The organism is Polaromonas potterensis, from assembly GCF_033446725.1.
Taxonomy (GTDB): Bacteria; Pseudomonadota; Gammaproteobacteria; order Burkholderiales; family Burkholderiaceae_C; genus Polaromonas.
Genome location: NZ_JAWQLX010000001.1, coordinates 102,980 through 115,007 on the forward strand (window position 1 = coordinate 102,980; position 12,028 = coordinate 115,007).

Annotated in this window: 10 protein-coding genes; all 10 read right to left on the minus strand. The window is 61.7% G+C overall.

Annotated features, from left to right (window positions below; all coding sequences use genetic code 11):
- Window positions 1-60: 60 nt before the first annotated feature.
- Window positions 61-744, minus strand: coding sequence for a helix-turn-helix transcriptional regulator (locus R6254_RS00515; RefSeq protein ID WP_318403642.1), 684 nt, complete (start codon window positions 742-744; stop codon window positions 61-63).
- 84 nt (window positions 745-828) lie between these two features.
- Complete coding sequence (locus tag R6254_RS00520; RefSeq protein ID WP_318403643.1) at window positions 829-1,299, minus strand: GyrI-like domain-containing protein; 471 nt, start codon at window positions 1,297-1,299, stop codon at window positions 829-831.
- A 78-nt stretch (window positions 1,300-1,377) separates the two neighbouring features.
- Window positions 1,378-2,598 (minus strand): glycolate oxidase subunit GlcF, encoded by a 1,221-nt coding sequence (gene glcF / locus R6254_RS00525; RefSeq protein WP_318403644.1) that lies wholly within the window; start codon window positions 2,596-2,598, stop codon window positions 1,378-1,380.
- 4 nt (window positions 2,599-2,602) lie between these two features.
- The gene (locus R6254_RS00530) at window positions 2,603-3,925 is read right to left on the minus strand and encodes a pentapeptide repeat-containing protein (RefSeq protein WP_318403645.1); all 1,323 of its coding nucleotides are present in this window, start codon (window positions 3,923-3,925) and stop codon (window positions 2,603-2,605) included.
- A gap of 3 nt (window positions 3,926-3,928) precedes the next feature.
- Entirely contained in the window at window positions 3,929-5,026 is a 1,098-nt protein-coding gene (gene glcE / locus R6254_RS00535) for a glycolate oxidase subunit GlcE (RefSeq protein WP_318403646.1), read from the minus strand.
- 74 nt (window positions 5,027-5,100) lie between these two features.
- The gene (locus R6254_RS00540) at window positions 5,101-6,012 is read right to left on the minus strand and encodes an SMP-30/gluconolactonase/LRE family protein (RefSeq protein WP_318403647.1); all 912 of its coding nucleotides are present in this window, start codon (window positions 6,010-6,012) and stop codon (window positions 5,101-5,103) included.
- A 63-nt stretch (window positions 6,013-6,075) separates the two neighbouring features.
- Complete coding sequence (locus R6254_RS00545; RefSeq protein WP_318403648.1) at window positions 6,076-9,117, minus strand: transglycosylase domain-containing protein; 3,042 nt, start codon at window positions 9,115-9,117, stop codon at window positions 6,076-6,078.
- Window positions 9,118-9,218: 101 nt separating this feature from the next.
- Window positions 9,219-10,085 (minus strand): aldose 1-epimerase, encoded by an 867-nt coding sequence (locus R6254_RS00550; RefSeq protein ID WP_318403649.1) that lies wholly within the window; start codon window positions 10,083-10,085, stop codon window positions 9,219-9,221.
- Between the two features lie 166 nt (window positions 10,086-10,251).
- Window positions 10,252-11,658 (minus strand): ammonium transporter, encoded by a 1,407-nt coding sequence (gene amt / locus R6254_RS00555; RefSeq protein WP_318403650.1) that lies wholly within the window; start codon window positions 11,656-11,658, stop codon window positions 10,252-10,254.
- A 28-nt stretch (window positions 11,659-11,686) separates the two neighbouring features.
- Window positions 11,687-12,025 (minus strand): P-II family nitrogen regulator, encoded by a 339-nt coding sequence (gene glnK, locus R6254_RS00560; protein WP_318403651.1) that lies wholly within the window; start codon window positions 12,023-12,025, stop codon window positions 11,687-11,689.
- Between the last annotated feature and the right edge of the window lie 3 nt (window positions 12,026-12,028).

Genomic DNA, 12,028 nt, shown 5'->3' on the forward strand with positions numbered 1-12,028 from the left:
TCTAGTCCTTTAAACACGGGCTCTGATAGCTCCTGTTTTTATAGCGACCAAAACAAAGCCTCAGGCCGCCGCGTTGAGCTGGCGCAAAAAATCCGCCAGCGTTTTGCCGGCCTCCTGCTGAAAACCGGCCTCCAGCACCGTCAGCGACTGAATACGGTCCACACGAAAACTGCGAAAGTCGCAGCGTGTTTCGCACCAGGCCGCCAGGGTCCAGACCTTGCCCCAGAAAAAACAGCCCAGCGGCCGAATTGTGCGCTGGCTGGTTTTGCCCCGCGGGTCGCAATAATCCAACCGCACTTTGTGCTGGGCCTGAAGCGCTTCACGCAGTTGCTGCAGGCGTTGCTGGTGGGTCACATCCAGCGCGATCAGCGGCGCATAAACCGCCAGGCTTTCCGCCGCCGCACGTGCGGCGGCCGGCAACACCGACAGAATTTTCCCCAGCGCATCGTCGGCCGCGCGGGACAGGCCGGCGTCCAGCCCGATCTGTGCCAGGCGCACCGAGGCCACCAGCGCCTTGGCTTCCTCCTGCGTGAACATCAGGGGTGGCAGCGCAAAACCCGCGCCCAGGCGGTAACCCACACCGGCCTCGCCCTCGAGCGGCACGCCCTGCTGCTGCAGCTCGGCGATGTCGCGGTACACCGTGCGTGCCGACACCGTCAGCCGCCCGGCCAGATAAGCGGCCGTGCTGAGCCGGCGCCCCCGTATGAGCTGGACCAACTGGAACAGGCGATCAGCGCGGCGCATGAAATCTTTCGGGTGTTTGAAGGCGCTGGCCCATGCTGCATGGAGGCAAGCAGCTATAAAAAATAAAGCGTACGAAGGCTTGGTTTAAACCTGAACCCCTATGTGAACAGCCACTTCGTCGGGCCCATGATAGGCCTCGAAATCGGTGGCGTAGCTGCGCACGATCTCGGGGTGGTCCTGGAAAAATTGCCAGATCAGGCCCCAGGTGTTGATCACCGCCTGCGGCATGGCGCCTTTGGCCGTAAAGACCAGGTAGTCCCCGGCCTGGATGGTCACGCCGTGCCACGGCGCAGACGCCCCTGGCGCCGCAAGCGCCACGCCGGCCGTCACGTCGAAAGCGCCCTGATGGTCGGACTCATAGACGGAATACACACCGTATAGACCGGCGTCCGGCAGGCGGCCGGGGATTTGGTCGGCCAGCCCTTCGGCAAAAAAGCGACCCCACAAGGCCCCTAGTTTGGCCGTACCGGGGTCTTGCTCGGCCCGGTTGGTGGTACGAACCATGAGGCCCGCCACGGGAAAAGACGTGGCAAGGGTGTGGCGGGTAGGCTGCATCAAGAACTCCTGTGAAGAATGGAAGAGCTGGATGCTAAACCGGGGCTGCTGACAACGTGGTGTCAGCAGTCATGCCCATCAGTCCAGCGCCTCGTCCAGCACCTCGACCCAATGCCGCACCGGCGTGGCCGTGCCGCTTTGCAGATGCGTGATGCAACCGATGTTGGCCGACGCAATCACAGCGGGTTTCATCTCGTTCAGCTTGTCCAGCTTGCGGTCGCGCAACTGGGTGGCGATGCCGGGGTTCAGCACCGAATAAGTCCCGGCCGAGCCGCAGCACAAATGCGCTTCACAACGGGCGAGCTTGATCTGAAAACCCAGCGCGCCCAGGTGCTGCTCCACACCGCCACGCAATTGCTGGCCGTGTTGCAAGGTGCAGGGCGGGTGAAAGGCGATTTGGCCGGCGTGGGCCTTCACGCGCATCCGCAAAACCTCCACCAGTTCGGGCAACAACTCGCTGAGGTCGCGCGTCAGGTCGCTGATACGCGCCGCTTTGGCCGCGTAGGCCGGCTCGTCTTTCAGGTGATAAGCGTATTCCTTGACCGTGACGCCACAGCCCGAGGCATTCATCACGATGGCCTCGGCACCGGCTTCAATATGCGGCCACCAGGCATCGATGTTGGCCCGCATCTCGGCCTTGCCGCCGTCCTGGTCGTTCAGGTGAAACTTGACGGCGCCGCAACAGCCGGCCTTGGGCGCCAGCACGGTCTGGATGCCGGCGGCGTCCAGCACGCGCGCCGTGGCGGCGTTGATGTTGGGCATCATGGCCGGCTGCACACAACCGGCCAGCAGCAACATCTTGCGTGCATGTTCACGCTGTGGCCAGACGCCGGCCGGCTGCCGCGCCGGCACCTTGGCCTGTAGCGCTTCTGGCAACAGGCCACGCACGGCCTGGCCAAGTTTCATGGCCGGGGCAAACAGCGGCGAAGGCAGGCCTTCTTTCAGCGCCCAACGCAAGGCGTTTTCGCCCGCCGGACGCGGTACCCGTTCATCGACCAGCTTGCGGCCGATGTCGACCAGGTGGCCGTATTGCACACCGCTGGGGCAGGTGGTTTCGCAGTTGCGGCAGCTCAGGCAGCGGTCCAGATGCATCTGCGTCTTGCGTGTCGGCTTCTCGCCCTCCAGAACCTGTTTGATCAGGTAGATGCGACCGCGCGGGCCGTCGAGTTCGTCACCCAGCAACTGGTAGGTCGGGCAGGTGGCGGTGCAAAAACCGCAATGCACACATTTGCGCAAAATCGCTTCGGCGGCCTGGCCGTCGGCGGTGTTTTTGAATTCGGGGGCGAGGTGGGTTTGCATGGCGCTATTTCATCTTGAATAAGTTACGCAAGGCCAAGCCAATTAGAAAGAAGGCCAGCAGAGAAAGCGTCTTTTGCACGATCACCACCGTCGTTACCAGCACTTGCGCAGCCGGGTGCAGGTGTGGCGGAAACAGCACGCTTCGAAGACCCTCCGCGTACTTGTCCAATCCAGGCAGGGGAAAGGCGTTGACCAGGCCGAACTCAAACCATTCTCTGGCCGGCGCACAACTACTCAAAAAAGGAAGACAAACAGAATAACCGGCCAGCCAGCCGTAACTACCCCATGCAAACAGCAGGCTGGCTAGCAGAAGTATTGAAGGCCGCCACGTACTAAAACCATAGTCGCTGAACAGCGCATACGCAGAATAAAGCCACCGCCGAGGTGCCTCAACCGAACGATGCTCCTCGGCCATTTCCAGCTTGAAGAAACGCTGTTCTTCCCGAGTCGCCTGTTGCTGGGCCGAGGCAAGTTTCATGGTGCGATAAGCCCGCGCTGCGGATTCGCTTCCGGTAGCAGCGGGGAACTTCGCCCCATCAAAACTGGTGTCTTGATGAAGTTTGCAATTGTGGAATTTCGGAACTCGATTGAAAGTCGTCGACATCCCCTCTAGCGGCGCCCATGTTGCCTGCCCAAGAAATTCCCTGTTTGAGAAGTTAACCTCTCCCTGAAACGTACATCCACGAAAACTAAGCGATTCGAATGTGTGAGGGCTCATTTCCTGGTCTTCTGCCCACTGCTTACGCCTCAAATACTGCTCTTCATACCGTAATTTCAGGACGGCCCAATTGCAGCCATCGAACTGTGCGTCCTCTCCAAAACTGGCTCCATCAAATTCTGAATCGTCGCCAAACTGCGCGCCGAAGAAACTGGCATGCCGATCAAACTGCGCTTTTGAAAAGCTGGCACCAAAGGCGAATTGCGCGCCTTCAAATTGAGCATCCGCGCCGAACTTGGCATTTTCGAACTGCGCCTGCTCCTGAAATGAAACACCAATAAAGTCCGCTGTGTCTCCAAAAACGGTGTTGCGAAAATCAACTTTTTTAGCGAACGTCGCCCCTCGGAAATTCGCGAAATCGCCGAACTCGAATCCGTTGAAATCAAGCTCTTCGTCAAAATGACAATTACTGAAATCAACAAACGGCCACGCAATCGAATGTCCTTCAGGCATCGGCCAGCTTTGACGCCAGGTGTTCCATACCTCTTTCCCGGCATGCGCTAGCGCAAGAAAGCCCGATTGACTAGGCTGATCGGGGATACCGTTGCCTGTTTCGGCAAAAATCAGTTCTAACAATTTGCCATTTCGAGCGGCTTCGGCGTCAATCATGACTTACAGCCCCGGGTACATGCGGCCGCGATTGAAGATGCCGGCGGGGTCGAATTGACGCTTGAGCTCGCGGTGAATCCGGTCCAACGGCGGTTTTAAGGCATCAAATCGACCTCCAGCCCTTAATGGATAAGCGCCACCAGCTATAAAAAGCGTAGCGCTTCCACCCACACGCGCAGCCGCCTCGCGCAAGCGGGAAGCATCCTCCGCAGCCGCATGGACCCAGCGCAAACCGCCGTGCCACTCGATCAGCGGCGGCTCCGGCAGGTCCAGCACCGGCGCTGTTTGCGGCACGGACAAGCGCCACAAGTCACGCGCACCACCGGCCCGGAACCAGGGCAGTTGCTGGTCGCGGCACCAGGTCCAGTCGGGTGCGGCGGCGATGTTGTCCTGCCGTTCACCGCCCAGCGTCTTGCAGGCGGCATCGACTGCTGCGACGGCGCCACGCAAACGCAGGTACAGCGTGGGCTGGCCCGCGTCCATCACCCAGCAACTGGCGTTGAGCGGCAACGGTTGGCCGCCCCAGCGGTTGAGCCGCGCCAGCGCCTCGGCCTGGTCCATCTGGAACTTCAGCGTGGCCTCGGCCGGGGCCAGCGGCAAGACCTTGAGGCTGACTTCGGTGATCAGGCCCAAGGTGCCCAAAGCACCACACATCAGGCGCGAGACGTCGTAACCAGCCACGTTTTTCATGACTTGCCCACCGAAGGTGAGTTGCTCGCCCCGGCCGTTGAGCAGGGTCAGCCCCAGCACGTAGTCACGCACGGCGCCCACGCTGGCGCGGGCCGGGCCGCTCAGCCCCGCCGCGACCATGCCACCCACCGTGGCGCCGCCCGCAAAATGCGGCGGCTCAAAGGCCAGGCACTGGCCACGTTCGGCCAGCACGGCTTCCAGCTCGGCCAGCTTTGTTCCGGCACGCGCGGTCACCACCAGTTCACTCGGCTCGTAACTGCTGATGCCAGTCAGCGGTCGGGTGTCCAGCCACTCGCCGTCCGTGGCTTCGCCGTAAAAGTCCTTGCTGCCCCCGCCGCGAATACGCAAGGGGGTGCCGGCGGCGGCGGCCGCGTGTACCTGAGCTGTGATCAATTGAAGCGCTGAATCCATGGCGCTGATGGTAAAGGCGCGCCGGCCGGTGCAGTTTGATTTTTTTGAACGGTGGCTGTTCGTTTTTAACAATCTCAGTCAGCAAAAAAATTGACCGGCAGTCCCGGCACCGCCACCCGCATGGAAAACACCGCGCCCGATAGCGGCATCGCGGCCAGCTCGGCGGCCGGTCGACCATGCCTGGCCGTCGTCAGATACAGGGTTTGCAAGTCGTCCCCGCCGAAACACACCATGGTCGGGCATAACACGGGCGTGGGAATTTCGGCCAGCACATCGCCGCCAGGGGACAGCTTGAGCACACGGCGTCCTTCAAACATGGCCACGTAATAATTGCCTTCCTTATCCACCGCCGCACCATCGGGCCGGCCGCCATAACCAGGCATGCCGGCCTGCCAGCCCGGTGGTTTGGACGGAAATTGGCAAAACACGCGGCCTTGTTGCAACTGGTTGCCCGCGGCGTCCCAGTCCCAGGCGCGTATGACATGGGCGGTGGTGTCGGACCAGTACAAGGTCCGGCCGTCGGCCGACCAGGCCAGGCCGTTGCCGACGGTGGCGTCGCCGGCTTTTTCCTCCAGCTTGGGCGGCTGGCCGCTGCTGTCCAAACAATACAGGGCCGCCTTGCGCGCATCACGTGGCTCGTAAATCGTGCTGGCCCAGAAACGGCCCAAGGGATCACACTTGCCGTCGTTGAAGCGGGTGGTGGCGACCTCGTGCGCTGCAGCCACCAGTTTTTCCAGTACGCCACCCCAGCTTCGCGCGCGGTAAATACCGTCGCGCAGCGCGATGACCAAACCACCGCTGCGCGCCGGTGCGATACAACCCGGCTCGGTCGGCATGGCCCAACTTTCCACCGTGCCCATGAACACATTGCAGCGATGAATCTGCCGGCCGGGAATATCCACCCAATACAGCGTTTGCTCATGCGGGTGCCAGAAAGGGGATTCCCCCAGTTCGCAGGGTTGGGCCACCAGGGTTTGCCAGCTCATGAATGAATTACTTTCTTGTTGGAGTCGGGCGCGTCAAACGCCCCATGCGCCGGCCGTCGCCCTTCAATGCGTACAAGCGCCGGTCGTCGCGGGGCTCCCGGCATCGGCCAGGATCAAGGGCATGAGTTTAGGCGCCAGCACCTTTAACAATTGCACCGGCAAGCCGCTGGTGAAATCGTAGCCCGCAGCCTGCGCGCCTGGCACGTAGGCAATGATGGTGCCGAAAAATCGTTCGTCGATGTTGAACACAAACGTCGCCGAACGATTCACCACGCGCGATTCAATCAGACGCCCCCCCGGGCCATAGGTATCGAAGCGTTGGTCACCGGTGCCGGTCTTGCCACCGACGGCAAAAACACGGCCATCGGGCCGCACAAACGCCTGCTTCACACGTTGTGCGGTGCCGCCCGCCACCACCAGCCGAAGTACGCCCAACACGGCTTGCGCCACTTCCGGCGCCAGCACCCGCTCCGCTTTGCCAGGCTGGTTTTGCAACAGGGTTTCATAAGGCGTGTCAACGGCAAAATGCAGCGACTGGATACGTGTGGTGGGTTTGCGCAAACCGTCGTTGACAAGAATCCCCATCAGTTCCGCCAGCGCGGCTGGACGGTCGGCCGAGGCGCCGAGGGCGGTCCCGTAAGACGGCACCAGCGAATTGAAGGGGTAACCCATTTGCGCCCATTGCCGGTGGATTTCCAGAAAGCCTTCACTTTCGAGCAACCCCAGAATCCGCTGGTTTTGCGCATGTTTTCGATGTGTGGAAAAAAGCCAGGCATACACGGCCTGTCGCTGGGCACTGCTGGCCAACACCACTTGCGCCTGGCTCGCCCCAGGGTGTTGACGCAGATAAGCCACCAGCCACAACTCCAGCGGATGGACCCCCGCGAGATAGCCGCGATCGGCCAGCGACATCTGCGCCGGCGCGTATTGCACGTAGAGCTTGGCCAGCCGGGCCTCGTCCGGATCCACGCCGTCCGGCAGATTGCCTTTCACAAAATCCTTGAACTGCGCCAGCGTGGCCTCAGGCGCAATGCTGCGGGACATGGCCGCCAGCCGCGACACCGTGGGGCGCCGGTTCTCCAGCAGCAGCGCTTGCATCTCTAACGCGGTTTTGCCCTGGTATTTGGCCAGGAAGCGGCGCATGAAGACCTGCCCCTCGCGGTCGGCAAAACGGCTCAGGTAGGCGGCGCGGCGCGGATCCCCGGCATCCTGCAGCAGCTTGGCCGAGGAGCCCGGTGTCAGAAACATGTAGTGGTGCACGATGTCGCGCATCAGCCGGATGAACACCAGGTTCACCGAGTTGCGCAGACCATCTCGCACCGACATCACGCGGCTTGCGTCGTCGCGGTTGAAGTTGCTGAAATGATGCAAGCCGCCGCCAGTGAAAAAACCTTCGCCCGTGCTGGCGGAATAACGCCGCTCCAGCGCCGCCTCCAGCATGGGGCTCAGGCCAGTGTCTTTGGACGCCAGGAAATAATCAACCGCCCAGCGCGTCAGCACGTCCTGCCGGTCCACTTCCAGCGCGCGCAACTGCCGCTTGTCCAGCACCGACAGGCGCTGGTGCAAATTCGCCATGATGTCGAGATAAGTCACCAAGGTGCGCAACTTGGCCGTTGAGCCCAGGTCGAGCTTGGTGCCTTCGTTGATGTTCAGCGGCTGGTCAAAGTTGTCGGTTTGCACCCGCAGGTAATTGGCCTTGGCGCCGCGTTCGTACAAGGTGACGCTGTACACCACCTTGGCCGGATCGCCGCGCTCCAGCAACTGTTTGGCGGACAGGCCGGCCGCCTTGGCGCTGGCCGGATTACGCAAGTCCCGCAGCAGGTCGGTCACGGCGGTCTGCACCGGCGCGTCCAGCGTGCTGGCCACGCTGAGGTCCAGGCGGTCCAGGTCATAAAAGCGGCTGCCGCCCAGCAAACCCGCCAGATGGGTGCGTACCGCATTGGCGGCCTTTTGCGTGACAAAAGAAACTGCGGGCGCCGGTACCCGGCTCACACGCCGATGCAGCGGGGCCTTGAGCGCCGCATCACGCAGCGCGGGCGGAATCACGCCGGCACTGCCCAGCAGGCGCAAATGGCTGTCCGTGAGTTGCGTCAGCTCCGCCTCGTTGGCGTCCAGATAATACGAAGGCCGGCGTTGTGAAATCAAGAGGCTGAGCAACTGCTTGAACTGTTGCGCCGGCTCGCTGAGGTCGGCATCACCGGCGTCCATGTCCACGTTTTTCAGCAGGCGGTTGGCTTCGTTGATGTCGCCGCCGTACCAGACCCACAAGCCATCCCCCAGGCCATGCACCTCGCCATAACCGGCCTTGGCGGACAGCGGCATGGTGTTCAGGTAACTCAGCACCAGCTGGCGCCGCACCGCGCTGGTATCTTCGCCCTGCTGGTAGGCGCGCAAGGCGGCTGACACCATTTGCTGAAATTTTTCCCGGATCGAGGAAGTCCGCCCCTCGGACGAATGGCGGTATTTTTCGATCTGGGTCGCCAGGGTGCTACCGCCCGGCGAGCGGCTCTCACCCGTGAGTGTGGTTTTGGCCTTGATCAACACCGCACTGGCCAACCTGTCCCACTCCACGGCCGGGTTGCGTTTGGGATGCTCGGGATCCAGCAGTTCGCGGTTCTCGATAAACAGCAGGCTCTGCACCAGAATCGGTGCAATGTCGTCAAACTGTTCGTACACCCGCTTCGGATAACGCTCCTGGAACAGGCTGGCCTTGTGGCAATCCACGATGCCTAGGCCACTCTGGATTTTTTCAGGGTAAGGGGCGAAATAACCAGCGTCGACAATCTCCGTCATGCCTGTCGACATCCGTGCCTGCTGGACAATCGCAAACTCCCGGGCCTGGAGCTTGTCGAGAAACACCGGCAACTCGGCATAACCGAGTCTGTCGTCGTAGGGGGCATTCGGCGGAAAACGAATCGCCGGACTCGGCCCCGGACCCAATGCATAACTGGCTTTGCTGGCCAGCCGGGAAAAAAAATACGCCTGATAGCTCGATGTGCGTATCTCCTGAACGACCAGCAGCGCCAGGATGAGTAGCAGAACCAGCACAGAAGATGCCAGAACGATCTTGAAGCGCCTAGAAAAAGAAGTCCGCATGGTTTGCATCCCCCTCATCCTGAATTTTTCGGGCCCTGGCCGACGCCGGCCATGCTTCACTATAGGAGCAAATCAGGCAAAACTGCAAGACAGAATCAATCCCAAGCGGGTCATGACACAGACTCCACCTGGAGACTCATGTGGGCACTCATGGACTCGCCCGGCGCCAGCACCTGGACACCCAGCGTATCGGCTTGCCCGACGCCGGCCTGCATCAGATTGACGGCGTTGTTGACATGGCTGACCGGCTCTATCGCCACAAAGTCGCGCGTGTTGTTGGTAAACACCACCAGCCGGCTCAGGTTGGACGTGATGCGGGTGTACAACAACTCGTCGCGCAAGTGCGCCACACCGGTCCAGCCGTCAAAACAGTGGTCCACATCAAGGGAGGCGCAGTCCACGTCGAGTCCGCGTGAAGGCTGGCGATGCGTGGGCAGTTTTTCGCCACTCATTTCCCAGCGCCCGCTGGCTTCAAATACCAGGTGGCTGCCAGGGCGTTTGACAAAATAAGGGTGCCAGCCCAGGCCGGCCGGGGCCGGCACGGCCGACTGGTTGGTCATGCTGAGCGTCAACTCGAGAGTGTTGCCGTGGAGCCTAAAGGTTTGCGAGGCATCAAAAGCAAAAGGCCAGGCGGCGTCGGCCCGGTGTTCGCAGGCCAGCATCAGCAGCGCGTCGTTCTGCGCCAGCACCTGCCAGGGCCGCTGCCAACCCAGGCCGTGAATGGCATGGGGTTCCGGCCCATTGTTTTGCACCAAGGGATGACTGGTGCCCTGCCATTTCAGGGTGGCATGGCCGACCCGGTTGGAAAAAGGCACCAGCGGGTAACTGCCGGCCAGACGCACCGACAACAACTCGTTCGCGGGCGTGGAACGCAGGACCGGTGTATCGCCCAGCCACAGGCCGCTGATACAGCCACCCAGATCGGGCTTGATGTCACAACGCAGGCTGGCACTGGACAAGGTGATGGACTCGGTCATGGCAACTCTCCTTGTGCCATTGTGCATCGGGCACGCGACCCGTCGGCCTTGCCGATCATCAAAAAAAATGGCCCGCCAAACTGAAGTCCGTGCGGGCCCAATATCCAAAGGAGACTCTCGCTAACCATTCCCGCCATGGCTGCGCTGCAGCCATGGCTTGTCCGCTTTAACGGCTGTAAGCGGTTTCACCGTGCGAGGTGATGTCCAGGCCTTCGCGTTCGGCCTCTTCACTCACACGCAGACCGACCAGCAGATCCGCAATCTTGTAGGCCAGGAAAGCCACCACGCCAGACCAGGCCACGGTGAGCAACACACTCTTGACCTGCACCCAGACCTGGTGACCCATGGCGAAGTCGGCGGGCTGAGTGCCACCCAGGCTGGGCGCTGCGAACACACCGGTCAGGATGGCGCCTATGATGCCGCCGACACCGTGCACGCCGAACACGTCAAACGCGTCATCGGCGCCCAGCATTTTCTTCAGGCCACCCACGCCCCACAAACAGACCAGGCCGGCCACCAGGCCCAGCACGATAGAGCCCATCGGGCCGACAAAACCGGCCGCTGGCGTCACCGCCACCAGACCGGCGACAGCACCGGAAGCCGCACCCAGCATGGAGGCCTTGCCTTTGTGCAGCGCTTCGCCGCCTATCCAGGCCAAGGTCGCAGCGCTGGTGGCCAGGATGGTGTTGATAAACGCCAGACCGGCCACGCCGTTGGCAGCACCCGCCGAGCCGGCGTTGAAACCGAACCAGCCCACCCACAGCAGGGAGGCGCCGACCATGGTCAAGGTCAGGCTGTGCGGCGTCAGGGCTTCCTTGCCGAAGCCGATACGTTTGCCCAGCATGTAAGCCCCCACCAGACCGGCCACACCGGCGTTGATGTGCACCACGGTGCCACCGGCAAAGTCAAGTGCGCCGTCTTTACCGAGCAGACCGCCGCCCCAGACCATGTGGGCCATCGGGATGTAGCTGAAGGTGAACCAGAGCACGGCGAAGATCAGCACCGCGGAGAAGCGCATACGTTCGGCAAACGAGCCCACGATCAGCGCCACGGTGATGGCCGCGAAGGTCGACTGGAAGGCCACAAACACGTATTCAGGAATGGTCGGCAAGGCGCCCGACAAGGTGTCCGCCGCAATACCTTTGAGGAAAAGCTTGTCGAAGCCGGCGAAGAAAGTGCCTTCGCCGCCAAACGCCAGGCTGTAGCCGTAGACCGCCCACAACAAGGTGATGAGCGCGAAGATCACAAAGACCTGCACCAGCACCGACAACATGTTTTTGGAGCGCGACAGGCCGCCGTAAAACAGCGCCAGCCCGGGGATGACCATCAGGATGACCAGCATGGTGGAGGTCAACATCCAGGCGGTGTCGCCGCTGTCGAGCTTGGGTGTAACCGCAGGGGCCACGACCACGGCCGCTGGCGCGACAAGCACCGCAGCGGGTGCCACCACCACAGCCGCAGGCGCCACCACGGCCGACTCTGTGGCGGCCGGTACCGGTGCCTGCGCCAGCACGGCTGCGCCAGTGGCCAGCAAACTCAGGCCCAGAGCAAGGGAAGCAAGTATTTTTTTCATGGCAATGTTCTCTTTTTAGGGTTGAGCCTTACAGGGCTTCCTTGCCGGTTTCACCGGTGCGGATGCGCACAACTTGTTCCAGGTTGTAGACAAAGACCTTGCCGTCGCCGATCTTGCCGGTGCGGGCTGCGCCCTCGATGGCTTCGATGACACGGTCAACCAGCTCGTCGGACACCGCCGCCTCGATCTTGACCTTGGGCAAAAAGTCGACAACGTATTCCGCGCCCCGATAAAGCTCGGTGTGGCCTTTTTGACGGCCGAAACCCTTGACTTCGGTCACGGTGATGCCTTGCACGCCAATACCGGACAGCGCCTCGCGCACTTCGTCCAGCTTGAACGGTTTGATGATGGCCGTTACGAGTTTCATATG